The organism is Rubrivivax gelatinosus, assembly GCF_004340905.1.
In the GTDB taxonomy this organism is placed as follows: domain Bacteria; phylum Pseudomonadota; class Gammaproteobacteria; order Burkholderiales; family Burkholderiaceae_C; genus Rubrivivax; species Rubrivivax gelatinosus.
The window spans coordinates 262,498-288,353 of record NZ_SLXD01000004.1; the positions used below are offsets into that span (position 1 = coordinate 262,498).

The 25,856-nt window shown below is 72.6% G+C and carries 33 protein-coding genes and 1 riboswitch; of the genes, 28 read left to right on the forward strand and 5 right to left on the reverse strand.

Features of this window, described 5'->3' with window-relative positions; translation table 11 throughout:
- Positions 1 to 5: 5 nt before the first annotated feature.
- The 4 genes from fliQ to EV684_RS08490 are packed head-to-tail and all read right to left on the reverse strand — an operon-like array spanning position 6 to position 2,243.
- On the reverse strand, positions 6 to 278 hold the full coding sequence (gene fliQ, locus EV684_RS08475) for a flagellar biosynthesis protein FliQ (protein ID WP_132646129.1): 273 nt from the start codon (positions 276 to 278) through the stop codon (positions 6 to 8).
- Positions 279 to 289: 11 nt separating this feature from the next.
- Positions 290 to 1,063 (reverse strand): flagellar type III secretion system pore protein FliP, encoded by a 774-nt coding sequence (gene fliP / locus EV684_RS08480; protein WP_132646131.1) that lies wholly within the window; start codon positions 1,061 to 1,063, stop codon positions 290 to 292.
- On the reverse strand, positions 1,060 to 1,401 hold the full coding sequence (locus EV684_RS08485) for a FliM/FliN family flagellar motor switch protein (protein WP_132646133.1): 342 nt from the start codon (positions 1,399 to 1,401) through the stop codon (positions 1,060 to 1,062). The genes fliP and EV684_RS08485 overlap by 4 nt, the downstream gene beginning before the upstream one ends.
- A gap of 11 nt (positions 1,402 to 1,412) precedes the next feature.
- Positions 1,413 to 2,243, reverse strand: a complete 831-nt coding sequence (locus EV684_RS08490) for a FliM/FliN family flagellar motor switch protein (protein WP_132646135.1) — start codon at positions 2,241 to 2,243, stop codon at positions 1,413 to 1,415.
- Positions 2,244 to 2,595: 352 nt separating this feature from the next.
- Positions 2,596 to 2,690, forward strand: a riboswitch (cyclic di-GMP riboswitch).
- Positions 2,691 to 3,191: 501 nt separating this feature from the next.
- Between EV684_RS08490 and EV684_RS08495 the strand changes: the two genes are divergently transcribed.
- The 17 genes from EV684_RS08495 (at position 3,192) to EV684_RS08575 (ending at position 16,452) form a co-directional block, all read left to right on the forward strand.
- Positions 3,192 to 3,533 (forward strand): flagellar hook-basal body complex protein FliE, encoded by a 342-nt coding sequence (locus tag EV684_RS08495; protein WP_242478743.1) that lies wholly within the window; start codon positions 3,192 to 3,194, stop codon positions 3,531 to 3,533.
- Between the two features lie 10 nt (positions 3,534 to 3,543).
- Positions 3,544 to 5,211, forward strand: a complete 1,668-nt coding sequence (gene fliF, locus EV684_RS08500) for a flagellar basal-body MS-ring/collar protein FliF (RefSeq protein WP_200222475.1) — start codon at positions 3,544 to 3,546, stop codon at positions 5,209 to 5,211.
- A complete protein-coding gene (locus EV684_RS08505) occupies positions 5,195 to 6,223 on the forward strand; it encodes a flagellar motor switch protein FliG (protein ID WP_132646137.1) in 1,029 nt (342 codons plus the stop codon). Before fliF ends, EV684_RS08505 begins: the two co-directional genes overlap by 17 nt.
- Complete coding sequence (gene fliH / locus EV684_RS08510) at positions 6,220 to 6,933, forward strand: flagellar assembly protein FliH (protein WP_132646139.1); 714 nt, start codon at positions 6,220 to 6,222, stop codon at positions 6,931 to 6,933. Before EV684_RS08505 ends, fliH begins: the two co-directional genes overlap by 4 nt.
- Positions 6,930 to 8,240, forward strand: a complete 1,311-nt coding sequence (gene fliI / locus EV684_RS08515; RefSeq protein ID WP_132646141.1) for a flagellar protein export ATPase FliI — start codon at positions 6,930 to 6,932, stop codon at positions 8,238 to 8,240. Before fliH ends, fliI begins: the two co-directional genes overlap by 4 nt.
- Entirely contained in the window at positions 8,237 to 8,674 is a 438-nt protein-coding gene (locus EV684_RS08520) for a flagellar FliJ family protein (RefSeq protein ID WP_132646143.1), read from the forward strand. Before fliI ends, EV684_RS08520 begins: the two co-directional genes overlap by 4 nt.
- A gap of 77 nt (positions 8,675 to 8,751) precedes the next feature.
- Complete coding sequence (gene fliD / locus EV684_RS08525) at positions 8,752 to 10,095, forward strand: flagellar filament capping protein FliD (RefSeq protein WP_132646145.1); 1,344 nt, start codon at positions 8,752 to 8,754, stop codon at positions 10,093 to 10,095.
- Between the two features lie 23 nt (positions 10,096 to 10,118).
- Positions 10,119 to 10,505, forward strand: coding sequence for a flagellar export chaperone FliS (fliS, locus tag EV684_RS08530; RefSeq protein WP_132646147.1), 387 nt, complete (start codon positions 10,119 to 10,121; stop codon positions 10,503 to 10,505).
- A complete protein-coding gene (locus EV684_RS08535) occupies positions 10,498 to 10,794 on the forward strand; it encodes a hypothetical protein (RefSeq protein WP_132646149.1) in 297 nt (98 codons plus the stop codon). Before fliS ends, EV684_RS08535 begins: the two co-directional genes overlap by 8 nt.
- Positions 10,791 to 11,921, forward strand: a complete 1,131-nt coding sequence (locus EV684_RS08540) for a flagellar hook-length control protein FliK (protein WP_132646151.1) — start codon at positions 10,791 to 10,793, stop codon at positions 11,919 to 11,921. The genes EV684_RS08535 and EV684_RS08540 overlap by 4 nt, the downstream gene beginning before the upstream one ends.
- Complete coding sequence (locus tag EV684_RS08545) at positions 11,918 to 12,370, forward strand: flagellar basal body-associated FliL family protein (protein ID WP_132646153.1); 453 nt, start codon at positions 11,918 to 11,920, stop codon at positions 12,368 to 12,370. The genes EV684_RS08540 and EV684_RS08545 overlap by 4 nt, the downstream gene beginning before the upstream one ends.
- Entirely contained in the window at positions 12,367 to 13,089 is a 723-nt protein-coding gene (gene fliA / locus EV684_RS08550) for an RNA polymerase sigma factor FliA (protein WP_132646155.1), read from the forward strand. The genes EV684_RS08545 and fliA overlap by 4 nt, the downstream gene beginning before the upstream one ends.
- A gap of 15 nt (positions 13,090 to 13,104) precedes the next feature.
- Positions 13,105 to 14,025: a flagellar motor stator protein MotA gene (gene motA / locus EV684_RS08555; protein WP_132646157.1), complete on the forward strand. Its 921-nt coding sequence runs from the start codon at positions 13,105 to 13,107 to the stop codon at positions 14,023 to 14,025.
- A complete protein-coding gene (locus EV684_RS08560; protein WP_132646159.1) occupies positions 14,009 to 14,995 on the forward strand; it encodes a flagellar motor protein MotB in 987 nt (328 codons plus the stop codon). Before motA ends, EV684_RS08560 begins: the two co-directional genes overlap by 17 nt.
- A 41-nt stretch (positions 14,996 to 15,036) precedes the next feature.
- Positions 15,037 to 15,330, forward strand: a complete 294-nt coding sequence (gene flgM, locus EV684_RS08565; RefSeq protein WP_132646161.1) for a flagellar biosynthesis anti-sigma factor FlgM — start codon at positions 15,037 to 15,039, stop codon at positions 15,328 to 15,330.
- Positions 15,327 to 15,752 carry a flagellar protein FlgN gene (locus tag EV684_RS08570; RefSeq protein WP_132646163.1) on the forward strand — a complete coding sequence of 142 codons (426 nt, stop codon included), beginning with the start codon at positions 15,327 to 15,329 and terminating at the stop codon, positions 15,750 to 15,752. Before flgM ends, EV684_RS08570 begins: the two co-directional genes overlap by 4 nt.
- Positions 15,739 to 16,452 (forward strand): glycoside hydrolase family 73 protein, encoded by a 714-nt coding sequence (locus EV684_RS08575; RefSeq protein ID WP_132646165.1) that lies wholly within the window; start codon positions 15,739 to 15,741, stop codon positions 16,450 to 16,452. The genes EV684_RS08570 and EV684_RS08575 overlap by 14 nt, the downstream gene beginning before the upstream one ends.
- On the opposite strand, the gene flgA is transcribed toward EV684_RS08575, so the two are convergent.
- Positions 16,449 to 17,132: a flagellar basal body P-ring formation chaperone FlgA gene (flgA, locus tag EV684_RS08580; protein ID WP_207896850.1), complete on the reverse strand. Its 684-nt coding sequence runs from the start codon at positions 17,130 to 17,132 to the stop codon at positions 16,449 to 16,451. The genes EV684_RS08575 and flgA overlap by 4 nt on opposite strands.
- 25 nt (positions 17,133 to 17,157) lie before the next feature.
- Between flgA and EV684_RS08585 the strand changes: the two genes are divergently transcribed.
- Genes EV684_RS08585 through flgL form a run of 11 tightly spaced genes read left to right on the forward strand, consistent with a single transcriptional unit; the run spans position 17,158 to position 25,855 of the window.
- Positions 17,158 to 17,517: a flagellar basal body protein gene (locus EV684_RS08585; RefSeq protein ID WP_132646169.1), complete on the forward strand. Its 360-nt coding sequence runs from the start codon at positions 17,158 to 17,160 to the stop codon at positions 17,515 to 17,517.
- Positions 17,517 to 17,933, forward strand: coding sequence for a flagellar basal body rod protein FlgC (gene flgC / locus EV684_RS08590; RefSeq protein ID WP_132646171.1), 417 nt, complete (start codon positions 17,517 to 17,519; stop codon positions 17,931 to 17,933). Before EV684_RS08585 ends, flgC begins: the two co-directional genes overlap by 1 nt.
- Positions 17,934 to 17,937: 4 nt before the next feature.
- Positions 17,938 to 18,606 carry a flagellar hook capping FlgD N-terminal domain-containing protein gene (locus EV684_RS08595; RefSeq protein WP_132646173.1) on the forward strand — a complete coding sequence of 223 codons (669 nt, stop codon included), beginning with the start codon at positions 17,938 to 17,940 and terminating at the stop codon, positions 18,604 to 18,606.
- 16 nt (positions 18,607 to 18,622) lie between these two features.
- Positions 18,623 to 19,807 (forward strand): flagellar hook protein FlgE, encoded by a 1,185-nt coding sequence (locus EV684_RS08600; RefSeq protein ID WP_132646175.1) that lies wholly within the window; start codon positions 18,623 to 18,625, stop codon positions 19,805 to 19,807.
- A gap of 19 nt (positions 19,808 to 19,826) precedes the next feature.
- The gene (locus tag EV684_RS08605; RefSeq protein WP_132646177.1) at positions 19,827 to 20,549 is read left to right on the forward strand and encodes a flagellar basal body rod protein FlgF; all 723 of its coding nucleotides are present in this window, start codon (positions 19,827 to 19,829) and stop codon (positions 20,547 to 20,549) included.
- Positions 20,550 to 20,568: 19 nt separating this feature from the next.
- Positions 20,569 to 21,357, forward strand: coding sequence for a flagellar basal-body rod protein FlgG (gene flgG / locus EV684_RS08610; RefSeq protein WP_200222410.1), 789 nt, complete (start codon positions 20,569 to 20,571; stop codon positions 21,355 to 21,357).
- Complete coding sequence (gene flgH / locus EV684_RS08615) at positions 21,354 to 22,007, forward strand: flagellar basal body L-ring protein FlgH (protein WP_132646179.1); 654 nt, start codon at positions 21,354 to 21,356, stop codon at positions 22,005 to 22,007. The genes flgG and flgH overlap by 4 nt, the downstream gene beginning before the upstream one ends.
- Before the next feature lie 2 nt (positions 22,008 to 22,009).
- Entirely contained in the window at positions 22,010 to 23,146 is a 1,137-nt protein-coding gene (locus tag EV684_RS08620; RefSeq protein ID WP_132646181.1) for a flagellar basal body P-ring protein FlgI, read from the forward strand.
- Positions 23,147 to 23,157: 11 nt separating this feature from the next.
- Complete coding sequence (locus EV684_RS08625) at positions 23,158 to 23,568, forward strand: flagellar biosynthesis protein FlgJ (RefSeq protein WP_132646183.1); 411 nt, start codon at positions 23,158 to 23,160, stop codon at positions 23,566 to 23,568.
- Positions 23,565 to 24,929, forward strand: a complete 1,365-nt coding sequence (gene flgK / locus EV684_RS08630; RefSeq protein ID WP_132646185.1) for a flagellar hook-associated protein FlgK — start codon at positions 23,565 to 23,567, stop codon at positions 24,927 to 24,929. The genes EV684_RS08625 and flgK overlap by 4 nt, the downstream gene beginning before the upstream one ends.
- 17 nt (positions 24,930 to 24,946) lie before the next feature.
- The gene (gene flgL, locus EV684_RS08635) at positions 24,947 to 25,855 is read left to right on the forward strand and encodes a flagellar hook-associated protein FlgL (RefSeq protein WP_132646187.1); all 909 of its coding nucleotides are present in this window, start codon (positions 24,947 to 24,949) and stop codon (positions 25,853 to 25,855) included.
- Position 25,856 lies beyond the last annotated feature (1 nt).

A 25,856-nucleotide genomic window follows, 5' to 3' on the forward strand; every position in this document is an offset into this window, starting at 1 on the left:
CGCCGTCAGCCCACGAGCGTCGCCGCGCGCTGGAACACCGAGATGCAGAAGTCCATCATCGAGCCGACCAGCCAGCGCCCGGCCAGCGCGACGACGAGCAGCGTCGCCAGCAGCCGCGGCAGGAAGCTCAGCGTCTGCTCGTTGATCTGCGTGGCGGCCTGGAACAGCGCCACCAGCAGCCCGACCAGCAGCCCGGGCACGACCAGCACCGCCACCATGCGCGTCACCAGGCCCAGCGCCTCGCTGACGAGGTCGGCGGCGATCTCCGGGGTCATCATCGCCGCGGCCCCTAGAACTTCTGCACGCTGGTGACCAGCGTGTCCACGGTCAGCGTCCAGCCGTCGACGAGCACGAACAGCAGCAGCTTCAGCGGCAGCGAGATGACCAGCGGCGACAGCATCATCATGCCCATCGCCATCAGCAGCGAGGCCACGACGAGGTCGATGACCAGGAAGGGGATGAACAGCATGCAGCCGATCTGGAACGCGGTCTTCAGCTCGCTGAGCACGAAGGCCGCGAGCTTGACGGTGAAGGCGTGCTCCTCGGGCTTGGCCACCGGCGGCTCGCCGGCCAGCCGCGAGATCTGCGCCAGCGCGGTCTTGCTGGTCTGGGCGAGCATGAAGGCCGAGATCGGCTTCTCGGCGCGTTCCAGCGCCTCGCTCATCACGATGCGCTCCTCGTCGTAGGGCACGAGGGCGTCGGTCCAGACGCGCTCGCCCACCGGGCGCATCACCAGGCAGGTGAGGATCAGCGCGACGCCGGTGATGATGCGGTTGGGCAGCCCCTGCTGCAGCCCCAGCGCCTGGCGCAGCAGCGCCAGCACGATGACGAAGCGCGTGAAGCTGGTCATCATCAGCACGAGCGCGGGCAGCAGGCCCAGCAGCGTCATCAGGATGACGATCTGGGTCTTCACCGTGAAGTCGGTGGTCGCGCCGCGCGTCGTCGTGCTGAGGACGGGCACGCCGTTGGCGGCCAGCGCCGAGGCGCCGGCCACCAGCAGCCCGGCGGCCAGCGCCCAGCGCGCCGCACGCGTCCAGCGCGGGGTGCCCGGGGCGAGACTCATGCCTCGGGCAGCCCGAGGTCCAGGTCCGAGACCTCGACGACCTTCAGCCCGTACTTGTCGCCGGTGACGACGACCTCGGCACGGCCGACGGTCGTGCCGTTGACCTTGATCGTCAGCGGCTCGCCGGCCAGCGTGTCCAGCGGCACGACGCTGTCGGGGCGGATGCGGCTCAGGTCGTCCAGCGAGATGCGCGCCGAGCCGACTTCCAGCGTCAGCGTCACCGGGATCTTGCGCATCAGCTGCGCCAGCTTGCGCCGCGGCCCGGGCGCCTCGGGCACCACTTCGGCGGTGTCCAGGTCCAGCGTGTCCAGCGGGTCGAGTTGGATCGGTTCGCTCATCGTCGTGGCTTTCAATCGGAGTCGGAGAAACAGGTGAGGCACAGCCGGCCGTCGTGTTCGGCGACGCGGGCCTTGAACAGGCGCAGGCCGTCGACCAGGGCGTCGGCTTCGCCCAGCGTGATCGGGAGCACGTCGCCGACCTTCAGCGCGGCGACGTCGGACAGCGGCAGCTGCTTCTCGAGCAGCTGCGCGACGAGGCGGAACTCGAGCCGCGTGGCCAGCGGCGCGACGGTGGCCTGGGCGCTGGAGGGCAGGCGCTCGGTGGCCAGCCGGGTCCACAGCCGCTCCAGCCACGAGGGCGCGAGCGCGATGCGCAGCCGCGCGGGTTCGGCCATGCCGGCTTCGACGACCGTCGCGTCCAGCACCCAGGTGCCGCGTGCCGGCGCGGCGGCCGCAACGCCGCCGGCGGGCGCCGCCACCGTGGCCGGCTCGGGCGCCAGCCCGGCTTCCAGCCGGCGGGCGGCCAGGCCGGCCCAGGTCGCGCCCAGCTGGGCCGCCAGCCGTTCCTCGGTCGTCGTGGCCATCGTGTCCTCGGCCGGCGCCTCGGTGCCGAAGCGCCTGGCCATCAGCGCCAGCAGCAGCCGGCGGTCGGCGCCGCAGACCAGGCTGCCGCGCTCGAGCGTGTAGGCGTGCCATCCGCTGCCCTCGGCCTCGTGCTCCAGGCGCGCGAGCGAGGCGCCCCGCACCTCGAAGCCGGCGCGGTGGCGCTGGTTGACCTGGCGCCTGAGCCAGCCGGCGAGGTCGGCCTGCCAGCGCCGCGCGAAGGCGTCGAGCAGGTGCACGGGGCGCCCGAGCGAGGTCGGGTCGATCGGACGGTGAGACGGAGCGGCGGTTGCGGTCATTGAGATCCTGGGCGACGTCGAGGCAATTCTAGAAACGTCATCGCGGACCGGGCTCGACAATTGAACCGGAAGTCGGCCGCTTTCTTGAATTACTCACGCTGCGCTCTCATCGACCGTCGCGTGCGGATGTTGAGTTCTTTCTCCCGTCTTTTCCAGCTGACGATCCCGATCGAAAGAAAACGCGCCATTCGCGCAAAATGTCGGTCACGCCAGCGATGTCATATGTATCAACGCGCGGTTTCAATTCGATCATATTGCCGGCGGGTTGCGGATCTTCGAGCGAATTAGTTCACGTGAGCGAACATCTGCGAGCGTTACTTCATGCAACCGGCGGACGCATCCATTAGCATGGTCCGCATCAGGGCACACCCGTGCGAAAGCCGGGGTCGCAAAGCTTCCGGCCTACCCGTCCCCCGAAGAGGGACGCAGGGCAGCGGGGCCGCCGGGCGAAGCCGCCTCGTCACACCTCCTTCCCCGGGGTGTGCTCGGCTTGGTCCGTCCGTGGCGCGGTGCGCCATGGAGACCTCCTGCGACCGCGCGTGGCGTGCCATTGCATGACTGCGCCGATGTCCACACCACCGCCATCCCTCGTCGATCCACCTGCCTCGCGTGGCATGCCTGGCGCTGCGCGCCGGCATCGTGATGGCCACGGAAGATGCGGGTTTGACGGCTCAAAACAGGCCAGTTCATTCGCTCTCGAATCTCGTCGGCCGTTAGCATCGGCTGCAATTCAGGTGTTTTCAGAGTCGTCGAGCATTCGTTTTGATCGGCGGCTTCGCGGTGTAAGAAATCTGTAATGCGCGAAGGACTTCAGGATTCCTGAAGTCCTGCCGATAAGCGCACATCCCCGTTCTTTTGCATGAATGAGGTCCATGCGGCCAAGGCTGCCGCATGGTCAAAAATAACGTCAGATGCCGGCAGCGGAGCCGGCAAACAAAGGGAGTACGGATGTCCCAGATGTTGTTGTCGGTGCTGGCCCAGGCGCAGCGCATCGCCGGCAGCGGCGACGAGCTCGCCGCCGGCGTCGGCATCGCCCCCGCTCTCGAGGTCGGGGCCGAGGGTGGCGGCGCGGCGGGCTTCGCCTCGAGCCTCAAGGACGTCATCCATGCCGTCGACGCCCAGGCCCACGCCGCCTCGGAGCAGCTCGCCGCGGTCGACTCCGGCCGTTCCAGCGACCTCGTCGGCGCGATGCTCGCCAGCCAGCAGGCCGACCTGTCGTTCTCGATGCTGCTGCAGGTGCGCAACAAGGTGGCCGGCGCGGTCGACGAGCTGATCAAGCTGCAGCTCTGAGGACGACGCCGTGGCCAACCTGATCGCCTCCACCCTGCGTCCCGCGCTCGCCCGGCTGCGTGCCGGCGGCCTGCCGGCGCTGCCCGCCGGCCTGCTGCGTGGCCTGACGCCGCTGCTGCTGGCTGCCGCCGCGGTCACCGCGCTGCTGCTGGCCTTCCAGTGGCGCGACCAGTCCAGCTACAAGCCGCTGTTCGGCGCCCGCGAGAAGGTGGCCGCCGCCGACATGATGGCCGTGCTCGACGCCGAGCACGTGCCCTACCGCGTGCACCCCGACAGCGGCCAGGTGCTGGTGCCCGAGGCCGAGCTGGGCCGCGTGCGCATGCTGCTGGCGGCCAAGGGGGTCACCGCGCGGCTGCCCGCCGGCCTGGAGCTGATGGACCGCGACGACCCGCTGGGCGTCAGCCAGTTCGTGCAGGACGTGCGTTTTCGCCGCGGCCTCGAAGGCGAGCTGGCGCAGAGCATCATGACGATGGATGCGGTCGAGGCCGCGCGTGTCCACCTGGCGATCGCGCGCAGCTCGTCCTTCGTCACCGCCGCCGACGACCGCAGCTCGGCCTCGGTCGTCGTCACCACCCGGCCGGGCCGCACGCTCAACGCCGAGCAGATCGCCGCGACGATCAAGCTCGTCGCCGGCAGCGTCGCCAACCTCGACGCCTCGCGCGTGAGCGTCGTCGACCAGGCCGGCAACCTGCTGTCCGCGCGTGTCGACCTGGAGGACGGCCTCGAAGGCCTGGCCTCCGGCGGCATGGACGCGCGCCACCGCTACGAGGCCGACACGCGCCGCGGCGTCGACGACCTGCTGGGCCCGGTGCTCGGCGCCGGCAACTACCGCGTCAGCGTCACCGCCGAGGTCGACAACGACCGCGTGCAGGAGACGCGCGAGGTCTACGGTGCCGACCCCAAGGTCACCAGCGAGGCGCTGCGCCAGGAGATGGACCGCCAGGGCCTGGCGCTGGGCGTGCCCGGTTCGCTGAGCAACCGCCCGGTGGCGGTGGCCGCCGCGGCCTCGGGTGCCGATGCCGCCGGCCAGGCGCAGCGCAACGCCAGCACGCGCCAGTACGCCTACGACCGCAACATCACGCAGATCAAGCGCAGCCGCGGCCGGCTCGAACGCCTGAACGTCGCCGTCGTGCTCGCCAGCGCTGCCGCGCCCGGCGGTGCCGGCGCCTGGACACCGCAGCAGATCGCCGACGTCGAACGCACCCTGGCCAGCGGTCTGGGCATCAGCCAGCAACGCGGTGACCGCCTCGTCGTCTCGGCGATGCCGTTCCCGGCGCCGCCGGCGCCGACGCCCTGGTACGGCGAACGCAATCTCTGGGTGGACGTCGGCGGCTGGCTGCTGTACGCGGTGGGCGGCCTGCTGCTGTTCTTCGGCGTCGTGCGTCCCGGCATGCGCCTGCTGCAGCAGCGTGCCGGCGCCGCGCCCACGCCGCTGGTGCCGCTGGACGGCACCGGCCCCGACCTCGGCGCCGCCGCGGCGCTGGCCGGCTCCGGGGCCATGGCCGCGCTGCCCGGGCGTTCGCCGGTGGCGCCGCTGCTCGCCAACTACGACCTGCCGCCGCCGGGTTCCGCCGTCGACGTGCTGGTCGATCACCTGAAGGTGCTCGCCTCCAAGGAGCCCGAGCGCGTCGCCGAGGTCGTCAAACAGTGGGTTCAGAAGCATGACCGAGCCGAGTAACGCCGTCGCCGATGCGTCGGTCGCGCCGCCGACGCCGATCGAACGCGCCGCCATCGTGCTGCTGAGCATGGGCGAGGAGCCCGCCGCGGCGGTGCTGCGCTGCCTGTCGCGCGAGGAGCTGCTCGAGGTCACGCAGGTGATGTCGCGCCTGAGCGGCATCAAGGTCGAGACCGTGCGCCTGTCGCTGCAGCACTTCTTCGACGACTACCGCGAGCAAAGCGGGGTGCACGGCGCGTCGCGCTCGTACCTGCAGCGTTCGCTGGACCTGGCGCTGGGCCGCGAGGTCGCCGGCAGCGTGCTCGACACGCTCTACGGCGACGCGATCCGGCCGAAGATGGCGCGCCTGCAATGGGCCGCGCCGCGCTGGCTGGCCGACCAGATCGCCCACGAGCACGTGCGCATGCAGGCCGTGTTCCTGGCCTTCCTGCCGTCGGCGCTGGCCGGCCAGGTGGTCGAGGCGCTGCCGGCCGAGGGCCGCGACCGCGTGCTGCTCAACGTCGCGAGGCTCAAGGAGATCGACCGCGAGCTGCTGGCCGACCTGGACGCCCTGGTCGAACGCTGCCTGGCGAGCTTCAGCACCCAGGCCACCGCCGTCGAGGGCCTGCGCCAGGCCGCCGAGATCCTGAACCGCCTGCCCGGCGAGCGCCAGACGCTGGTCGAGCAGCTGCGCGCGCACGATCCCGGCGTCGTCGCCGAGATGGAGGTCAGCCTCTACGACTTCGGCATCCTGGCGCGCCAGACCGAGGCCAACATCACCCGCATCATCGAGGCCGTGCCGCTGGAGCAGTGGGCCGTGGCGCTCAAGGGCGCCGAGCCCGCGGTGCGCGACGCCGTGCTGCAGTCGATGCCGCGCCGCCAGGCCCAGGCCTTCGAGGACACGATGCGCCGCAGCGGCCCGGTGCCGCTGTCGCGTGTCGAGCAGACGCGCCAGCAGATCATGGCGCAGGTGAAGGCGCTCGCCGAGGCCGGCGAGATCGAGGTCCAGCTCTTCGCCGAGGCCGTCGTCGAATGAGCAGGACCCGGCCCTACCGCTTCCCGCCGCTGGCGGGCCTGAGTGCCGGCACGGCGCTGCCGGCCGTCGCCGGGGCCGACGCCCAGGCGGCCGCGGCACGCGGTTACGCCGAAGGCCAGCAGCGCGGCTGGCGCGAGGGCTACGACGCCGGCGCCGCCCAGGGCCGCGAGGACGGCTGGGCCGCCGGGCTGGCGCAGGCCAACGAACAGGCCGAAGCCGAGCTGCGCCGGCGCGTCCAGGAGCGCCTGGCCGAGAGCGCGCGCCCGCTGGAGGCGGCGCTCGCGGCGCTGCAGAGCGCGCAGGCCGAGGCCCAGGCGGCGATGCGGCGCGAGCTCGTCGACCTCGTCGGCCGTGTCGCGCGCCAGGTCGTGCGCTGCGAACTGGCGCTGCAGCCGCAGCAGATCCTCAAGCTCGTCGACGAAACGCTGGCGACGATGCCGCCGCCGCACGAGACGGTGGACGTGCGACTGAACCCCGAGGACCTGCGCCGCATCGAGGAGATCGACTCCGAGGCCACCAGCCGCTGGCAGCTGCTGGCCGACCCGCGGCTGGCGCCCGGCGAATGCCGCGTGCGCAGCGGCCGGCGCGAAGCCGACGCCGGCTGCCGTCAGCGCCTGGACGCGGTGATGGAGCAGGTCGGCGCGCAGCTGCTGGAAGCGCCGGCCGAGCCGGTCGCCCAGGCTCCGGCCGTCGAGGAGGCCGGCGCATGATCGGCCGCGCCCTGAAGAGCGTTCGCCTGGCCGAGGTGCCGGTGGCCACGCCCACCGGGCGCCTGGTCGGCGCCAGCGGGCTGCTGCTGGAGAGTGTCGGCTGCGCCTTGCGCACCGGCCACCGCTGCAGCATCGAGACCGTCGGCGGCGAGTGGATCGACGCCCAGGTCGTGGGTTTTCGCGACGAGGTCAGCTACCTGATGCCGTTCCGGCCCGCGACCGGGCTGTGCACCGGCGCACGCGTGCTGCCCGGCGCCGAGGACACGACGCAGCTGATCGGCCCGTCGTGGCTGGGCCGCATCGTCGACGGCCTGGGCGAGCCGGTGGACGGCCGCGGCCGGCTCGGCGGCGAGCACGTGCTGGCGGCGCACCCGCCGCGCATCAATCCGCTCAAGCGCCGCCCGGTCGACGCGCCGCTGGACGTCGGCGTGCGTGCGATCAACGGCGTGCTGACGCTCGGCAAGGGCCAGCGCGTGGGCCTGATGGCCGGCTCGGGCGTGGGCAAGAGCGTGCTGCTGGGCCTCATCACGCGCCAGACGGTGGCCGACGTCGTCGTCGTCGGGCTGATCGGCGAACGCGGCCGCGAGGTGCGCGAGTTCATCGACCTGTCGCTCGGCGAGGCCGGGCTGCGCCGCGCGGTGGTCGTCGTCGCGCCGGCCGACGAGTCGCCGCTGATGCGGCTGCGCGCCACCGAGCTGTGCCACACGATCGCCGCGCACTTCCGCGACCAGGGCCAGGACGTGCTGCTGCTCGTGGACTCGCTGACGCGCTACGCGATGGCGCGGCGCGAGGTCGCGCTGGCGCTGGGCGAGCCGCCGGCCACGCGCGGCTACCCGCCGTCGGTCTTCGGGCGCCTGCCGCAGCTCGTCGAGAGCGCCGGCAACGGCGAGAACCCGGCCGGCAGCATGAGCGCCATCTACACCGTGCTCGCCGAGGGCGACGACCAGCAGGACCCGGTCGTCGACACCGCGCGCGCCATCCTCGACGGCCACATCGTGCTGTCGCGCGAGCTGGCCGAACGCGGCCACTACCCGGCGATCGACATCGCCCAGTCGATCAGCCGCTGCATGGGCCTGGTCACCAGCCACGCCCACCAGGCCGCGGCGCGCCAGTTGAAGGCCATGGCCGCGCGCCACGCCCAGGTGCGCGACCTGCTGCCGCTGGGCGCCTACGTGCCCGGCGCCGACCCCGCCACCGACCGCGCGGTGCAGACCTATCCGCGCATCGAGGCCTATCTGCAGCAGGGCACGCGTGAAGCCGCCCCGCTGGCCGACAGCGTGCAACGTCTCGAGGAGCTGACCCGATGAACCGTGCCCAGGCTTCGTTGCAGGCCGTGCGCCGGCTGGCCGAGCTGCGCGCTCGCGACGCCGAGCGGCTGCAGACCGAACTCGCCGAACGCCAGGCGCAGCGCCGCCGCCAGGCCGAGGCCGTCGAGCGGCTGGGCGCCTTGTGCGCCGGCGTCGGCGCCAGCGCCGTGCAGGCCGTGGCGCTGGCCGCCAACTGCGCCGCCTACAAGGAGTCGCTGATCGAGCTGGGCCGGCGCCAGCAGGACGTGCTGGCGCGCCACGACGCCGATGTCGACGCCGCCCGCCTGGCGCTGATCGCCGCCTCGACGCGCCGCATGGCGCTGGAGCAGGCCGTCGACGGCCGCCAGCAGCGCCTGGACCGCGACGCCGCCGGGCGCGAGCAGAAGCGCCAGGACGACATCGCCACCCAGGTCTGGCTGCGGGGGCAGCGATGAACACGCCGCTTCAGGAAGCGCGCGCCGCGGTCGCCTTGTCCTCTGGAACAAGGGCCTGACGCCCGGGAGCCGCGACCATGTCCACCACGATCGACCCGACCACGATGGCCACCCAGCTGGCCACCGCCTACACGCAGAACGCGTACACGCTGCTGTCCACGCAGAGCACGGCCGCGCAGACGACCTCGGCCGCGCTGAGCAAGCTGAAGACCGCGCTGACGACCTTCGACAGCGCGCTGTCCTCGCTGTCGACGTCCAAGGGCGTCAAGGTGCTGTCGGCGAGCTTCGACGACACCACCTACGCCAGCGCCACGGCGACCAACAAGGCCGCCGCCGGCACCTACTCGTTCTTCGTCGAGCAGATCGCCACCAGGCACCAGACCAGCTTCGCCGCGCTGCCCTCCGCCGCCGCCGCGAGCGCCGGCACGCTGGGCCTGACGATCGGCGGCTCCAGCTTCGACGTCGACCTGGGCGCCGCCGACAGCGACGGCGACGGCGCGGTCAGCGCCGCCGAGATCGCGCGCGCGGTCAACGCCAGCGGCGACAACGACGGCCGCATCGTCGCCAGCGTGCTCACCGTCAACGGCGCCAGCACGCTGGTGCTGACCGCCGCCGAGACCGGCGCCGACGGCGCGATCACGCTGGACACCAGCGGCGTCGGCGACAGCGCGCTGGCCGGCGCGCTGGGCACCGAGAAGCTGCTGGTGCAGGGCCGCGACGCCGTCGTCTGGCTCGGCGAGCAGGGCAGCGGCGTCAAGGTCCAGCAGGCCAGCAACACCTTCACCGGCATCACCGGCGTCACCGTCAGCCTGAGCAAGGCGATGGACAGCGGCGACACCCCGGTGACGCTGACCGTGGCCGACGACCTCAGCGCCACGGCCGACAAGATCAAGAGCTTCGTCAGCGCCTACAACACGCTGGAGAGCCTGCTCGACAGCCTGACGGCCAACGCCGACGCCAGCAGCGGCAGCGCCGCCGCCGCCTTCGCCAGCGACTCCGGCGTGCTCGCGCTGAAGAGCCGCCTGGGCACGCTGGCGCGCCAGAGCATCGGCGGCGTGCGCCTGGCCGACTACGGCGTGTCGATCGCACGCGACGGCCAGATGTCGCTGGACAACGACAAGCTCGAGACGGGGCTGGAGACCAACCCCGACGGCCTGAGCGCGCTGTTCGGCAGCGCCCGCACCGGCTCGACCAGCGGCGTGCTCGGGACCATGGCCGAACTGGCGCGCAGCTGGAAGTCGGCCGACGGCCTGATCGCCAACCGCCAGGCCTCGGTCGAGCGCACGCAAAAGAGCATCAGCACGCGCCAGACGGCGCTCGATGCGCGCTACGAGAGCCTCTACCAGATCTACCTGAAGCAGTTCAGCAAGCTGCAGGAGCTGCAGAGCTCGATCAGCAACACGACCAGTCTCTTCGACTGAGCGCCCATCCGGAAGACCCGCCCGTGATCCAAGACGCCTACCACAGCTACCACGCCGTCGACCTCGGGGCCCGCACCGCGCAGGCCTCGCCGGTGCAGCTCGTGCTGATCCTCACCGACGGCCTGATCGAGGAGCTGGCGCGCGCCCGCGCCCACATCGTCGCGCGCCGCTACGAGGCCAAGGCGCAGAGCCTGGACAAGTGCGTCGCCATCCTCAACGGGCTGTCCAGCGCGCTCGACCTGGAGCAGGGCGGCGAAGTGGTGCAGAACCTCGAACGCCTGTACGACTTCTGCGCGCGCCAGCTCTACAAGGCCGGGCAGCAGCTCGAACCCGGCCACGTCGACGAGGTCACCGCGCTGCTGCAGACGCTTCGCAACGGCTGGCAGGGCCTGCAGGCGCGCCATGGCTGAGGCGCAGGCGATGGACCGTCTGGGCGCGGCGCTGCGCCAGGCCGCCGAACGCGGCGACTGGGACGCGCTGGCCGCCGCCGACGCCGCCACGGCGGCGCTGCTGCGCGAGCGCCAGGCCCGCGGCGCGGAGGCCGGCGACGCCGCCGCGCTGGCCCGGCTGCGCGCCGCGCACGCCCATGCGCAGCGCCGCTGCGCCGAGGCCGCTGCCGACGCCGGCCGGCGCCTGCTCGAACTCTCCCGCCGGCAGGACGCCGTGCGTGGCTACGCCGCCGCCGGGGAGGGCGCATGATCGCCGACACCCTGCCGTCCACGCCGACACGCGCTGCAGGCGACGCCCCGGTGCGCCCGGCCGCCGCGCCGGTGCCCGCGGCGCCAGCAGCCCCGGCCAGCGTGCCGCTGCCGGCCTGGAACGATGCCGTGCTGGCCGCGGCGCTGCTGGCGCCGGCCGCCCCGGCCGCCACCGCCGATACGCCGGCCCTTCCCGACGGCGACCAGACCGCTGCCGGCGACACGACCGAGGCTGACGCGCCGGCCGACTGGCCCGGCGCGCTGCAGGTCGACGTGCTGGCGACGCTGTGGCGTGCGGTGCAGGCGCCCGAGGCGGCCGCCGTCGCCGCCGGAGCCCAGGCGGGCGCCACGGTCGACGCTGACGGCAGCCCGCCGGTCGGCGCCGCCGGCGCCGCCGGCGCCGCCGGCGCAGCGATGGCGACCTCGCCGACGCTGCCCGCGCCGCTGCCCCTGGCCACCGCCGTGGCGGCGCCTGCGACTCCGGCCGAGCCGGCCGCGCCGGGCGTGCCGGCCGCCCAGGCGACGCCCACGCTGCCCGAAGCCGTGCGCACGATGCCGGCGGCGACGCCGGCTGCGCTGGCGGCCGAGTCCATGCCTGCCGACGATCCGGCGCCGTCTACGGCCCCGACCCCGGCCGGCAGCGCCGCGGCCGAGCTGCCGGGGGCCGCCCGCACGCCGGCGGCCACCGACGCCGCCCCGGCGCTGAAGCTGCCCGCCGCGCGCGACGCCTGGAACCAGCCGCTGGTGCAGGCGCTGGGGGACCGCCTGCGGCTGCAGCTCGGCCAGGGTGTCGAGCAGGCGACGATCCGCCTCGATCCGCCCGAACTGGGCTCGATCGAGATCGTCGTGCGCCGCGAGGCCGGCGCCGTGCACGTGCAGCTCAGCGCCAGCCACCCCGACGTGCAGCGCCAGCTGCAGCAGCTCGGCGAGCCGCTGCGCCAGGAACTCGCGCAGCGCCAGGGCGCCGAGGCGAGTGTCGAGGTCGCGCGCCATGGTGCCGACGCCGACGGCCGCGGCACGCGCGAGCAGGAGCAGGAGCAGGCCGAGGCCGAGGTCGGCCGGGCACTGGCCGAAGCCGGCGACGACGCCGCCGCCCCGTTCACCTTCCCGACCCGGACCGCCGCATGAAGAAGTCCCTCGTCATCGCGCTGGCCGCTGCCGGTGCCGTGCTGATCGCCGCCGGCGGCGGCGCCTGGTGGTGGCATTCGCGCCAGGCCCCGGCCCCGGCCGACGGCAGCGCCGCGCCGGCGCCGCGCCACGACGTCGAGTACCGCTACGTCACGCTGGACAAGACCATCGTGATGCTGCGCCCCGACACCGGCGGCAACCACTATCTCGCGCTCGACCTGGTGTTCAAGACGCCGGTGAAGAAGGAGCGCGAGACCAAGGATCACCTGCCGCTGCTGCGCACCATCGTCGTCAAGGCGATGTCGGCGCACACGATGGAAAGCGCCAACAAGCTGGGCATCGAGGACTTCACGCGCGAGATCAACGACGCCTTCCGCAAGAGCTACGCCGCCGAGCAGGCCGAGCCGCCGTTCGACGAGGCGCTGATCGCCAAGCTGATCATCGAATGAGCGCGCTGCCCCAACTCCGCTACGACGCGTACGGCGAGCCGCCCGCGGCCGCCGGCGCGCTCGACGAGCAGCGCCTGCTGCTGGCGCACGCGGCCATCGTCAAGCGCGTGGTGCGCCAGTTGCACGCCCAGGTCGGCGGCGTGATGGGCCGCGAGGACATGGAGCAGGTCGGCCTGATGGGCCTGCTGGAGGCGCTGCGCCGCTACGGCCCGCCCGACGAACGTTTCCCGGCCTTCGCCGCGGCGCGGGTGCGTGGCGCGGTGCTCGACGAGCTGCGCCGCCAGGACTGGCGCCCGCGCAGCGTGCGCCAGGAGAGCCACCGCGTGCGCGACGGCGTGCGCGAGCTGCGCCGCCGCCTGGGCCGCGAGCCCAGCGACACCGAGGTCGCCGCGGCGCTGGGGCTGACGCTGCAGGCGCTGCAGGAGGCGCAGCGCGCCGAGAACGCCGAGGAGCTGGCGAGCTTCGACGAACTCGTCGCCGAGATGGCCGAGATCCCGTCGGACCAGCGTTCGCCCGAGGACGCCTACGTCGCGCGGCGCAGCCTGGAGCAGGCGCTGCGCTGCCTGGACGAGCGCGAGCAGCGGGTCGTGCAGCTGTACTACGAGTTCGACCTCGGCCTGCGCGAGATCGCCGCGGTGCTCGGCCTGACCGAGGCGCGCGTGTGCCAGATCAACAAGGGGGCGCTGCGGAAGATGAAGGTCTTCCTGCAGGGCGCCTGACAACGAAGGACCGCCATGCAATCGATCGTCGGCGTCATCATCATCCTCGGCTGCGTGTTCGGCGGCTTCATGCTGCACGGCGGGCGCTTCGAGGTCATCTGGCAGCCGGTGGAGCTGCTGATCATCGTCGGCGCCGGCGTCGGTGCGATCGTGCTCGGCAACCAGCGCCATGTGCTGGCCGAGATGTGGCTGCAGCTGCGCAAGGTGATGCTGCGCAAGAAGCAGGGCGACGAGTTCCACCGCCAGCTGCTGCTGCTGCTGTACGAGCTGCTGCAGACCGCCGCCGGCGGCCTGAAGGCGCTGGACGCGCACGTCGAGGCACCGCAGGAGAGCGAGCTCTTCAAGCGCTACCCGCTGGTGCTGCACGAGCCCAAGCTGCTGCACTTCATCGTCGACAACTTCCGCCTGATGGCGATGGGCAAGATCAACGCCCACGAGCTCGAGGGCGTGCTCGACCAGGAGCTCGAGGCGATCCACGAGGAGCTGTCGCAGCCGGCGCGCTCGCTGGCCAAGATCGGCGAGGCGATGCCGGGCTTCGGCATCCTGGCCGCGGTGCTGGGCATCGTGATGGCGATGAACGTCGTCGCCGACGGCGCCTCGACCGGCGAGATCGCGGTGCGCGTGGCCTCGGCGATGGTCGGCACCTTCATCGGCATCTTCTTCTGCTACGGCGTGCTCGACCCGATCAGCAACATGATGAAGCAGCTGGTCGACGAGGAGCTGAGCGCGCTGGAGTCGGTGAAGGTGGTGCTGGTCACGCACGTCTCGGGCAAGCCGCCGCTGCTGGCCATCGATGCCGGCCGCCGCCTGGTGCAGCTCAACGCCAAGCCCAGCTTCGCGCGTCTGGAAGGCTGGATCGACAAGATGCAGGACGCCGGTGACCCCGACGCCGTGCCGCAACGCCGTGCGGGGGACAAACGTGCCCAGCAAGCTTGAAGCCCTGGCCGCCAAGGGCGGCGGCCACGGCGAGACCATCGTCAAGCGTGCCTCGCGCAAGGGGCACGAGGGCGGCCACGGCGGCGCCTGGAAGGTCGCGTTCGCCGACTTCTGCCTCGCGCTGCTGTGCCTGTTCCTCGTGCTCTGGCTGCTGGCCGCACGCGACAAGGAGAAGGCCGAGGACGCGCTGCGCGCCAGCGGCGCCGGGCTGCTGGCCGACGGTGCCGGCGCACGCCCGGTGGGCATCGGCGACCGGCCCTCGGGCAGCCTGATCGACCGCACGCCGGTGCCCTGGCAGAGCAGCGCCGAGCGGCGCAGCCAGGAGCCGGGCGACGAGGAGCCGCTGATCGGCAAGACGCGCCTGGAGTCGCCCGAAGACCTGCGCGAGCTGCAGCAGGTGCTGGCCAGGCTGGGCGAGAAGGCCGGGCTGTCGAACAACCTGCAGAGCGTCATCACGCCGGCCGGGCTGCGCATCCTGCTGCACGACACCGAGCGCCTGGGCCTGTTCGAGCTCGGCAGCGCGCGCCCCGGCGCGCGGCTGCAGCAGCTGCTGCGCGACATGGGGCCGTTGTTCGCGCAGCTGGACAACCAGCTGCTGATCATCGGCCACACCGACGCCGTGCCCTATTCCGGCGACGGCCTGGGCTCGCTGTCCAACTGGGGCCTGTCCAGCGGCCGGGCGATGGCCGCGCGCACCTGGCTGCGCATCGGCGGCATGCCCGACCGCAGCGTGCTGCAGGTCGTCGGCATGGCCGACAGCGCGCCGCTGGAGCCCGAACAGCCGCGTGCCGCGGTCAACCGCCGCATCGAGATGCTGCTGCTGACCGCCGCCCAGGCGAAAGCGATCGAGACCATGTTCGGCGCCCCCGTCTCGCGCGTGCCGCTGACCGAAGGCTCGGACGCCGCCGGCGGCCCGGCCGAGAACTCGCTGCTGCGCCAGCTGCTGCCGGCGCGGCTGGGCGCGCGCTGAACCGGACCCCGGCGATGAGAACCAGAACGAGAGGAAGCACCATGAGGATCGTCAGCAACGGCGCCGGCCCGGTGGCCGCCACCACCGCCCCCGGCGCCAGCGAACGCGTCGAGACCACGACCGCCGCCGCGCCGGCCGCCGCGGCCGTCGTCGCCCCGGCCGCGGCGCTGGAGTCCGCCGTGCTCAAGCCGGCCGCCGCGGCGCTGGCGGCGATGCCCGAGATCGACGAGGCGCGGGTCGCCGAGCTGCGCGACGCGATCGCCCGCGGCGAGATCGGCTTCGACGCCTCCAAGCTCGCCGGCCTCATCCTGCGTTACCACGGGGGCCGCGGGTGAACCGTCGCGAGGCCTACCGCCGCCTGCTGGCCGGCATCAGCGCCGACCTGGGCGCCTACGCCGGGCTCGCGGAGCTGCTGGAAAAGCAGTTCCACGCGCTGCTGGCGCATGACGCCAAGACGCTGCAGGCGCTGGGCGAACGCATCGAGGCCCTGGTCGCCGACCTGGACCTGCGCCGCAGCGAACGCGTGGAGCTGGTCGCCGCACTCGGCGCCGGCGACGTGCCGCGGCCGGTCGAGCGTGTGCTCGAACCGCTGCCGGCGGCCACGCGCGAAGCCACGCTGCAGGCCTGGCGCACGCTCGAGACGCGGCTGCACGTCTGCCAGCGCAAGAACACACGCAACTGCGAGCTGCTGATGGGCCAGCACGCGCGCCTGGTGCAGGCCAACGGCGGGGAGTCGGACACCTATGCTCCGCGCTGACGCCTTCTTCGCCACCCCGGCCAGCCCGGCCCTGCCGTCGGGCGTCGCGCCGGCCGGCGGCGCCGCGCCGTCGGCCGAGTTCCGCACGCTGCACGAGGAGATCGTGCGTTACGTGCGCGACGGCGAAGGCGCCGGCCTCGAACCGATGGCCGGCGGCGCCGCGACCACCCTGGGGGCCGAGGCGCGTGCGCTGCTGCTGCGCAGCGGCGGCGACGCCGGCGCGACCGACGACGGCGCCGACGCCGAGCAGCGCCGGCGTTTCGTCGAGCAGGTCGCGCCGCTGGCGCGTGAAGCCGGCGCGCGCCTGGGTGTCGCGCCCGAGATCCTGACGGCGCAGGCGGCGCTGGAGTCCGGCTGGGGCCAGCGGCCGCTGCGCGGGGCCGACGGCAGCGACAGCCACAACCTCTTCGGCATCAAGGCCGGCACCGGCTACGGCGGCGAGCGCATCGCCGCGGCGACCACCGAGGTCGGCGCGCAGGGCGCCTACGCCACGGTCGAGAGCTTCCGCCGTTACGACAGTGCCGCCGAGTCGTTCCGCGACGTCACGCGGCTGCTGCAGACCCCGCGCTACCGCGCCGTGCAGGGCACCGGCAGCGACGTCGGCGCCTACGCCGCCGGCCTGGTGCAGGGCGGCTACGCCACCGATCCACGCTACGCCGACAAGCTGCAGGCCGTCGTGCGCAGCCTGCCGCGGCCTTAACGGGGGGACGACAGCATGGACTCCGGCTCCACCTGCCCCGCCTCGACGACGCGCGCGCGGATCACCGTGCCGTTGCCCGTGTTGCGCACGCGGATCGTCTGCCCGCGCCGGCCGGCCTCCAGCGCCTGCCCGGGCACGACGACCTCGACCGCGTCGCGCCGGGCGCGGATCTGCACCGCCTCGCCGCGGCGCACGAGCAGCGGCTCGTCGAGCAGCCGTGCCGTCAGCATCTGGCCGGCGCCGATCGAGCGCCGCGCGACGCGGCCCACCGCGTCCTCGGCCGCGGCCAGCGGCGGTGGCGAGCCGGCGACGGCATGCCGTTGGAGCACGACGTCGTCTTCGGCGAGCACGCGCCCGGCGGGCAAGGCCGCGGCCGCCACCGGCACCTCGGCGCTGAGCCGTGCGCGCACCATGAAGGCGCGCGTGGAGCCGTCGGCGCAGCGCAGCTCGAAGCGCATGCGCGTCGGGTTCGTGGTCTCCGCCGCCCTGACCTCGGGCTGCGCGCAGCGCGCCGCCGCGCCGCTGCCGGCGGCCCGCACGTCCAGCGACACCTGCGGCTCGCGCCAGCCCTCGCGCTCGGCCTGCTGCAGCAGCAGCTCGCGCGCCGCCTCGGCGACGCGGGCCTCGTCTTTCGGCGGCTCGGCCGCCAGCGCGCCCAGCGCGCAGCAACCGATCAACACCGTATTCGTTACGCGGAGGACATGCATGGCAATCGATTTCACGAAGGCGCTCGGGGTGCACCCGCAGGCGCTGGCCCTGCGGGCCCGGCGCACCGAGGTGCTGGCCTCGAACATCGCCAACGAGAGCACCCCGGGATTCCAGGCGCGCGACATCGACTTCGCGCAGGCGCTCTCGCAGGCCACGGGCGAGGCCGGCGGCCCGGCATTAGACACCGACGGCGCGCTGCAGTACCGCGTGCCCTACCACGCACGCCTGGACGGCGGCACCGTCGAACTCGGTGTCGAGCAGGCCGCGTTCTCGCAGAACGTCTCGGACTTCCAGACCAGCCTGACGTTCGTGAACATGAAACTCAGAGGCCTCGCGAAGGCCATCGAGGGGCAGTGATGAGCTTTCGTCAGATCAGCGAGATCGCCGGCTCGGCGATGGCGGCGCAGACCGTGCGCCTGAACACCATCGCCAGCAACCTGGCCAACGCCCAGTCGGCCGCCGGTACCGAGGCCGAGGCCTACCACGCGCGCAAGCCGGTGTTCGCCGCGCTGGCCGCGCGCGGCGGCGACGGCAACGGCATGCGCGTGCAGGTGCTCGACGTGGTGCAGAGCACCGAGCCGCTGCGCAAGGTCCACGAACCCGACAACCCGCTCGCCGACGAGGAAGGCATGGTCTATTACCCGAACGTCAGCCCGGTCGCCGAGATGACCGACATGATGGCCGCGTCGCGCGCCTTCGAGACCAACGTCGAAGTCATGACGCGCGTGCGCGGCATGCAGCAGTCGCTGCTGCGCATGGGCAAGGAGGGCTGACGCGATGAGCAGCCTCTACACCCAGGCGGCGGCGAACGCCGCGTCCAGCGGCTCGTCGAACTCGATCTCGTCCAACGGCACGTCCTCGGACATGTTCACCTCGCTGCTGGTGGCGCAGATCCAGTACCAGAACCCGCTGGAGCCCACCGACGCGAGCGAGTTCGTCACCCAGCTGACGCAGCTCAGCCAGATGGAGTCGCTGCAGACGCTGAGCACCCAGGCCAGCGCCACCGCCGGGCTGATCACCGGGCTGCAGGCGCTGGGCTTCGGCGGCCTGGTCGGCAGCCAGGTCGGCGTCAGCACCGACAGCCTCACGCTGGACGGCCAGAGCACGGTGTCCGGCCGCTTCACGCTGGACGCCACCAGCACCGGCACGAAGCTGGTGCTGACCAACGACGCCGGCAAGCAGTACACGGTCGACCTCGGCAAGCGTGCCGCCGGCGAAGTCGAGTTCACGCTCGACCCGGCCGCCGCCGGCCTGCCGGCGGGCCACTACACGGTCGCCGTGACCGCCAGCACCGGCGAGAAGCCGACGCTGGAGGTCGACGGCACGCTGAACTCGGTGCGCCTGTCTGCCAGCGGCTCGCTGCTGCTGGACGTCGAGGGTGTCGGCGAGGTCGACCCCGATGCCGTCACCACCTTCACCGGCCGCAACGCCGCCACCGCCATCTGAAACCCGGGAGAACACCATGAGCTTCACGATCGCCCTGTCCGGCATCTCTGCCGTCACCTCCGGCCTCGACGTCATCAGCAACAACATCGCCAACGCCGGCACCGTGGGCTACAAGTCCTCGCGCGCCAACTACAGCTCGATCTACGCCGGCAGCCAGGCCGTCGGCGCGACGATGAGCTCGACGACGCAGAGCATCTGGAACGGCGGCAGCGCCACCGCCACCGGCGGCGCGATGGACGTCGCCCTGTCGGGCCGCGGCTTCTTCACCTCCAAGGACGCCAGCGGCGAGCTGGTCTTCAGCCGCGTGGGCATGTTCAGCGTCGACAAGCAGGGCTACGTGCTCGACAGCGTCGGCCGCCGCGCGCAGGGTTTCGCCGCCACCGACGACGGCACGCTGGGCGCGATGGGCGACCTGAAGGTGCCCAACGGCCAGATCGCCGCCGCCGCGACGAGCAAGCTGTCCTACGTCGGCAACATGTCGGCCGACTGGACGACGCCGACCGTCACGCCTTTCGACGCCAGCGACTCGCTGAGCTTCAACGGCTCCAACGTGACCATCGTGCACGACTCGCTGGGCACCGAGCACACGCTGACCCAGTACTTCGTGCAGGGCAGCGGCTCGAGCGTCGAGGTGCACTACGCGCTCGACGGCACGACGCTGGGCACGACGCAGACCCTGTCCTTCGACTCCAAGGGCCAGCTCACCGCGCCGACCGGCACCGTGGCGCTGAACCTGGGCACGCCCACCGGCGCCGACGCGCTGAGCGTGGCCGTCGACTACGCCGGCACCACGCGTTTCGCCGGCGACGCGACGACGACCTACAACAACGCCGACGGCTACGCCTCGGGCACGCTGGTGGGCACCTCGATCGACGCCAGCGGCGCCGTCCTCGCCAAGTACAGCAACGGCCAGTCCCAGATGGTCGGCACGCTGGCCATCGCGACCCTGCCCAACGAGCAGGCGCTGACGGCCATCAGCGACACCAGCTGGACCGCCAACGACGGCACCGGCGCGCCGCTGTTCTTCGCCGCCGGCGTCGGCATGGCCGGCACGCTGACCACCGGCATGGTCGAGCAGTCCAACGTCGACATGACCGGCGAGCTGGTCTCGCTGATGTCCTCGCAGCGCAACTACCAGGCCAACAGCAAGGTCCTCTCGGCCGAGAACGAGATGATGCAGTCGCTGATGCAGGCGCTGTGACGGCGGCGGGCACGACGACATGGATGCGCTGATCTACACGCTGATGAGCGGCGCCGAACGTGCGCTGCGCTCGCAGCAGATCCACGCCAACAACCTGGCCAACGCCGCCACCGACGGCTTTCGCGCCGACCTCGAGGCCGCCGAGGCGCAGACCGTGCAGGGCTACGGCTACGACGCGCGCCTGGTGACCGAGCTCGGCGACACCGTCGTGTCCTCGCGTTCGGGCCCGCTGCGCGAGACCGGCCGCGACCTGGACGTGGCGGTGCAGGGCGGCTACCTCGCGGTGCGCGCCGGCGACGGCGAGGCCTACACGCGCGCCGGCGCGCTGCAGCTCGGCGCCGACCGCACGCTGCAGTTGAACGGCCGCGCCGTGCTCGGCGACGGCGGCCCGATCGTGCTGCCCGAGTACGAGCGCCTGGCCATCGGCGTCGACGGCAGCGTCATGGTGCAGGCCGCCGGCGAGACGGAGATGCAGGTCGTCGACCGGCTCAAGCTCGTCGCGCCCGACCCGGCGGCGGTGAAGAAGAACGCCGACGGCCTGATCGTCGCCCGCGACGGCCGCCCGCTCGAGGCCTCCGATGCCGCCAGCGTGCGCGCCGGCCACCTCGAGGGCAGCAACGTCTCGGCCGTCGAGGAGATGGTCGCGACGCTGTCGCTGAACCGCGACTTCGAGATCCAGATGAAGTTCTACAAGGCCGCCGACGACATGGTCCAGGCCGGCAACCGCCTCGTGCGCGAATGACCCACGAAAGGATGACCCGATGAACCCCGCGATGTGGATCAGCAAGACCGGCGTGCAGGCGCAGGACGCCAAGCTGCAGGCGATCGCCAACAACCTCGCCAACGTCAACACCGTCGGCTTCAAGCGCGACCGCGTGCTGTTCGAGGACCTGTTCTACCAGGTCGAGCAGACCCCGGGCGCGCAGCGCAGCGACGGCACGACCTCGCCCACCGGCACGCTGCTGGGCAACGGCACGCGCATCCTCGGCACGCAGAAGGTGTTCACGACCGGCAACCTGCAGACCACCAGCCAGGCGCTGGACCTGGCCATCGTCGGCAACGGCTTCCTGCAGGTCGAGATGCCCGACGGCAGCACCGGCTACACGCGCTCCGGCCAGCTGCAGCTCAACGCCGACGGCCGCCTCGTCACCGCCCAGGGCCTGGCCATCGTGCCCGAGATCACGGTGCCGGCCGGCGCCACCGAGATCACGATCAGCGAGAGCGGCCTGGTCTCGGCCACCGTCTCGGGCTCGACGACGCCGCAGGAGCTGGGCCAGCTGCAGACCGCCGGCTTCGTCAACCCGGCCGGGCTGCGCGCCACCGGCGAGAACCTGTTCACCGAGACCGCCGCCAGCGGCACGCCGACCGTCGGCAACCCCGGCAGCGACGGCCTGGGCAAGCTGCGCCAGGGCTCGCTGGAGGCCTCCAACGTCCAGGTGGTCGAGGAGATGGTCGAGCTGATCGCCGCGCAGCGCAGCTACGAGATGAACACCAAGGTGCTGTCGGCGGCCGACAACATGCTGCAGACCCTGGCGCAGGCGGCACGATGAGGGCCGCCGCCGCCGTCGTGTTCGCCGCCGCGCTGGCCGGCTGCGCCGCGATCTCGCCGCCGCAGGCGCCGCTGGTGCCGGCCGGCGACCCGATGCCCGCGCCGGTGCGCGCGCGCGGCCAGGCCGGCGGCCTGTTCGTCGCCGACGCCGCCTGGACGCTGCACAGCGACACGCGTGCCTTCCGTGTCGGCGACGTGCTGACTGTCGCGCTGGACGAGACGACGCAGGCGAGCAAGAAGTCCGACACCCAGTTCGCCAAGGACAGCAGCGTGTCGCTGTCGCCGCTGGTCATCGGCGGCAAGGCGCAGAAGACCGGCGTCGATCTCGACGCCCAGCGTTCGTTCCAGGGCGGCGCCACCAGCACCCAGCAGAACGCGCTGTCGGGCTCGATCACCGTCGTCGTGCACGAGGTGCTGCCCAACGGCCTGCTGCGCGTGTCGGGCGAGAAGTCGCTGTACCTGAACCAGGGCGAGGAGTTCGTGCGCCTGGCCGGCTACGTGCGCGCCGGCGACATCGACGCCGACAACCGCGTGTCCTCGCAGCGCGTGGCCAACGCGCGCATCGTCTATTCGGGCCGCGGCACGCTGGCCGACGCCGGCAGCGCCGGCTGGCTGACGCGTTTCTTCAACAGCCCCTGGATGCCTTTCTGACCATGAAACAACGCCTTCTCGCCGCCGTGCTGCTGGCCGCCGCCACCGTCGCCGGCGCCGCGCCGCGTGCGCCCCAGGCCGCGCCGGCGCCGGTCACCCGCCCGCTGCAGGGCCTGGTGCATGTCGAGGGCGTGCGCGAGAACCAGCTCGTCGGCTACGGCCTCGTCGTCGGCCTCAACGGCTCGGGCGACAGCACCCAGGTCAAGGCCGCCGGGCAGTCGGTGAGCAACGTGCTCAAGCAGTTCGGCGTCAAGCTGCCCGAACGCACCGAGAGCAAGTCCAAGAACGTCGCCACGGTGATGGTCAGCGCGGTCTTCCCGCCGGGCTACCGCAAGGGCCAGCCGATCGACGTCACCGTGTCCTCGCTGGGCGACGCCAAGAGCCTGCGCGGCGGCACGCTGCTGCTGACGCCGCTGCGCGGCGCCGACGGCGAGGTCTACGCACTGGCCCAGGGCAACCTGGTCGTCGGCGGCGTCAGTGCCGCCGGCGCCAGCGGCTCCAGCGTCACCATCAACACGCCGACCTCGGGCCGTGTGCCCAACGGCGCCACCGTCGAGCGCGAGATCGAGACCGACTTCGACGCCCGTCCCGAGGTCCGGCTGAGCCTGAAGCGGCCCAACTTCGAGACCGCGACGCACATCGTCGAGGCCATCCGCCAGCGCTGGGGCCCGATCGCCACCACGCGCGACGGCACCAGCGTCGAGGTCGCGGCGCCGGCCGACCCGACCGAACGCGTGGCCTTCGTCGCCGCGCTCGGCCGCCTGCCGGTCGAGGTGGGTGGCGACGCGCCCAAGGTCGTCTTCAACTCGCGCACCGGCACCGTCGTCATCGCCGAGGGCGTGCGCGTGCGGCCGGCGGCGGTGTCGCACGGCGCGCTGCGCGTGGTCATCTCCGAGATGCCGCAGGTCAGCCAGCCCGAGCCCTTCTCCCGCCGCGGCGACACCGCCGTCGTGCCGCGCAGCGACGTGCAGGTCGAACAGCAGGGCGCCGGGCGCATGTTCCGCTGGCCGCCGTCGACCAGCCTGCAGACCATCGTCGACGTCATCAACGCCACCGGCGCCACGCCCGACGACGTGATGGCCATCCTGCAGGCGCTGGACGAGGCCGGCGCCATCGACGGCGAGCTCGTCGTCATCTGAAGGGGACGCGTTTGACACCGATCGCCGCACCGAACACCGTCGCCGCGTCGCGCGACGCCAGCTCCAGCGAGCCCGCGCCCGCGCCGGCCCTGGACGAGGCCACGCGTGCACGCGCCGAGAAGGCCGCCGTGCAGTTCGAGGGCTACATGATCGCGGAGATGCTCAAGCAGGCGCGCAGCGGCCTGCGCGAGCTCTCCGACGACGAGGGCCGCAGCCGCACGCACGACGAGATGCAGGACGTCGCCGACCGCGCGGTGGCCGACGCGCTGGCCGCCAGCCGCGCCTTCGGCATCGCCGACGCGGTGCTGCGCCAGGTGCTGCCGCCCGCAGCGCCCGCGGCGCTTAAGCCGGCGGCCGCCGCCGTCGCCCAGGGTGCAGGAGAGGGCGCGCCGTCGCGCGGCCCGCAACGAGACATCCGATGAGCATCATCAGCATCGCGCTCACCGGCGCCCAGGCGGCGCAGGTCGCGCTGTCCACCGTCAGCCAGAACGTCGCCAACGCCGCGACCGACGGCTACACGCGCCAGAGCACGCTGCTCGCCTCGCTGGGCTCGTCGCGCAGCGGCGTGTCCGCCGGGGAGGGCGTCAAGGTCAGCTCGCTGCAGCGCTTCAGCGACGGCTACAAGAACCTGCAGCTGTGGCAGGCGGCGTCCGAACTGGGCCGGCGCGAGTCGGCCCAGCCCTATCTGACGCAGCTCGAACGCATCGTCGGCGACGACGACAGCGGCATCGGCGCCGGCCTGGACGAGCTGTTCGCCGCCTTCAACGCCGCCAGCGTCGAGCCGACCTCGACGCCGCTGCGCCAGCAGGTCATCAGCGCCGCCGACGCGCTGTCGCAGCGCTTCGTCAGCCTGCAGCAGTCGCTGGCCAACCAGCGCTCGGCGATCATGCAGCAGCGCGACGCCCTGGCCACCGAGGCCACGACGCTGGCCACCGCGGTGGCCGACCTGAACCGCCAGATCACCGCCGCCCAGGCCACCGGCGGCAGTGCCTCGACGCTGCTCGACGAGCGCGACCGCAAGATCGACGCGCTGGCCTCGATCGCCTCGATCCAGGTCGTCGAGCAGAACGACGGTTCGCTCAACGTCACGCTGCGCAACGGCATGCCGCTGGTCGTCGGCACGCGCGCCGCGACGCTGACCATGAACCCCGGCACGACGCCGACGCTGCAGGTCGACTTCGCCAGCCAGTCCTACAGCGTCGCCAGCGGCGTGCTCGGCGGCGAGCTCGGCGGCCTGGGCAGCTACCTGGAGGAGGTGCTCGAGCCGATGAGCGCCAGCGTCGCCGAACTCGCCTCCAGCGTCGCGACCTCGGTCAACGGCCTGCTGGCCGGCGGCTACGACCTCGACGGCAACGCCGGCGCGCCGCTGTTCGTCTTCGACAGCGCGACCAACCGGCTGTCGGTCAACGGCGCGCTGAGCGCGCGCCAGCTCGCCTTCTCGTCGGACGCGGCCAAGCCCGGCAACAGCGACGTGCTGCAGCAGCTGATCGCGCTGCCCACGCAGAGCGTCACGCTGCCGCTGCTGGGTTCGGTGCAGCTCAGCGACGCCTGGTCGCAGCTGGTCGGCGACCTGGGCAGCCGCAGCGCGCAGAACCAGGCGGCGCTGAAGACCGCCGAGACCGTGCGCGACCAGGCCGAGCAGAACTGGAAGTCCACCGCCGGCGTCAACCAGGACGAGGAGGCCGCCAGCCTCATCCAGTTCCAGCAGATGTACCAGGCCAACATGAAGGTCATCGCGGTGGCCAACGAGCTGTTCGACAGCACCCTGCAGATGTTCGGCTGAGCACACGAGGAACGACGATGCGCATCTCCAGCACCCAGTACCACGGCACGATGACGCGTGCGCTGCAGCACGCCAACTCGCAGGTCGGCGACCTGCTGTCGCGCATCGCCAGCGGCAATCGCCTGGCCGTGCCCTCCGACGACCCGGTGGCCGCGGTGCGGCTGTCGCGCCTGTCGCGCGAGCAGGCGGCGATCGAGCAGTACAGCGACAACATCGGCGCGCTGCGCTCGCGGCTGCAGCAGAACGAGGCCCTGCTCGACTCGATGAGCGAGGACCTGCTGAACGCGCGCGACCTGCTGGTCTGGGCGGCCGACGGCACCAACACGCCCGACGACGTCGAGTCGATGGCCAGCTCGCTGGCCTCGCTGCGCGACAGCCTGCTCTACAGCGCCAACAGCCGCGACCAGGAAGGGCGCTATCTGTTCTCGGGCACGCTGAGCAGCACCGCGCCGGTGGCCTACGACGCCAGCCAGCCCGCCGGCAGCCGCTACAGCTGGGCCGGCAATGACGAGACGCAGTGGGTCGTCGTCGGCAACGGCGTGCGCCAGCCGGCCAACGTCTCGCTGACGACGATGGCCACCCTGCTCAACCAGCTGGACCTGGCGGCGGAGACGGCCGCCGGCGCGCCCACGGTCAGCGACCCGGCGGTGCGTGCGGTGTTCGCCGACGCGCTGGACGCCGTCGACGTCGAGCTGGCCGACGTCGGCCAGCTGATCGCGCGCCAGGGCGGCGTGCAGAACCTGCTGACGACGCTGGAAGGCAACCACGACAGCGTCAGCCTGGCCAACGACGAGGCCGCGCTGACCTACGGCGCGCTGGACTACAGCGACGCCGCGGTGCGCCTGGAGTCGTACAAGACCGCGCTGGAGGCGACGCAGAAGTCCTATGCCAAGGTGGCGGGGCTGTCGCTGTTCGACGTGATCTGAC

Excerpts from the sequence above, each read along its gene's own strand:
- EV684_RS08585 (WP_132646169.1), top strand. The coding sequence starts at position 17,158 with ATGGCAATCGATTTCACGAAGGCGCTCGGGGTGCACCCGCAGGCGCTG.
- fliQ (WP_132646129.1), bottom strand. The coding sequence starts at position 278 with ATGATGACCCCGGAGATCGCCGCCGACCTCGTCAGCGAGGCGCTGGGC.
- EV684_RS08600 (WP_132646175.1), top strand. The coding sequence starts at position 18,623 with ATGAGCTTCACGATCGCCCTGTCCGGCATCTCTGCCGTCACCTCCGGC.
- EV684_RS08595 (WP_132646173.1), top strand. The coding sequence starts at position 17,938 with ATGAGCAGCCTCTACACCCAGGCGGCGGCGAACGCCGCGTCCAGCGGC.
- EV684_RS08575 (WP_132646165.1), top strand. The coding sequence starts at position 15,739 with ATGCTCCGCGCTGACGCCTTCTTCGCCACCCCGGCCAGCCCGGCCCTG.
- fliD (WP_132646145.1), top strand. The coding sequence starts at position 8,752 with ATGTCCACCACGATCGACCCGACCACGATGGCCACCCAGCTGGCCACC.
- EV684_RS08505 (WP_132646137.1), top strand. The coding sequence starts at position 5,195 with ATGACCGAGCCGAGTAACGCCGTCGCCGATGCGTCGGTCGCGCCGCCG.
- flgK (WP_132646185.1), top strand. The coding sequence starts at position 23,565 with ATGAGCATCATCAGCATCGCGCTCACCGGCGCCCAGGCGGCGCAGGTC.
- flgC (WP_132646171.1), top strand. The coding sequence starts at position 17,517 with ATGAGCTTTCGTCAGATCAGCGAGATCGCCGGCTCGGCGATGGCGGCG.
- EV684_RS08620 (WP_132646181.1), top strand. The coding sequence starts at position 22,010 with ATGAAACAACGCCTTCTCGCCGCCGTGCTGCTGGCCGCCGCCACCGTC.
- flgL (WP_132646187.1), top strand. The coding sequence starts at position 24,947 with ATGCGCATCTCCAGCACCCAGTACCACGGCACGATGACGCGTGCGCTG.
- EV684_RS08485 (WP_132646133.1), bottom strand. The coding sequence starts at position 1,401 with ATGAGCGAACCGATCCAACTCGACCCGCTGGACACGCTGGACCTGGAC.
- fliH (WP_132646139.1), top strand. The coding sequence starts at position 6,220 with ATGAGCAGGACCCGGCCCTACCGCTTCCCGCCGCTGGCGGGCCTGAGT.
- EV684_RS08545 (WP_132646153.1), top strand. The coding sequence starts at position 11,918 with ATGAAGAAGTCCCTCGTCATCGCGCTGGCCGCTGCCGGTGCCGTGCTG.
- EV684_RS08495 (WP_242478743.1), top strand. The coding sequence starts at position 3,192 with ATGTCCCAGATGTTGTTGTCGGTGCTGGCCCAGGCGCAGCGCATCGCC.
- fliI (WP_132646141.1), top strand. The coding sequence starts at position 6,930 with ATGATCGGCCGCGCCCTGAAGAGCGTTCGCCTGGCCGAGGTGCCGGTG.
- flgM (WP_132646161.1), top strand. The coding sequence starts at position 15,037 with ATGAGGATCGTCAGCAACGGCGCCGGCCCGGTGGCCGCCACCACCGCC.
- motA (WP_132646157.1), top strand. The coding sequence starts at position 13,105 with ATGCAATCGATCGTCGGCGTCATCATCATCCTCGGCTGCGTGTTCGGC.
- EV684_RS08490 (WP_132646135.1), bottom strand. The coding sequence starts at position 2,243 with ATGACCGCAACCGCCGCTCCGTCTCACCGTCCGATCGACCCGACCTCG.
- flgH (WP_132646179.1), top strand. The coding sequence starts at position 21,354 with ATGAGGGCCGCCGCCGCCGTCGTGTTCGCCGCCGCGCTGGCCGGCTGC.
- flgG (WP_200222410.1), top strand. The coding sequence starts at position 20,569 with ATGAACCCCGCGATGTGGATCAGCAAGACCGGCGTGCAGGCGCAGGAC.
- EV684_RS08535 (WP_132646149.1), top strand. The coding sequence starts at position 10,498 with ATGGCTGAGGCGCAGGCGATGGACCGTCTGGGCGCGGCGCTGCGCCAG.
- EV684_RS08540 (WP_132646151.1), top strand. The coding sequence starts at position 10,791 with ATGATCGCCGACACCCTGCCGTCCACGCCGACACGCGCTGCAGGCGAC.
- fliP (WP_132646131.1), bottom strand. The coding sequence starts at position 1,063 with ATGAGTCTCGCCCCGGGCACCCCGCGCTGGACGCGTGCGGCGCGCTGG.
- EV684_RS08520 (WP_132646143.1), top strand. The coding sequence starts at position 8,237 with ATGAACCGTGCCCAGGCTTCGTTGCAGGCCGTGCGCCGGCTGGCCGAG.
- EV684_RS08605 (WP_132646177.1), top strand. The coding sequence starts at position 19,827 with ATGGATGCGCTGATCTACACGCTGATGAGCGGCGCCGAACGTGCGCTG.
- fliA (WP_132646155.1), top strand. The coding sequence starts at position 12,367 with ATGAGCGCGCTGCCCCAACTCCGCTACGACGCGTACGGCGAGCCGCCC.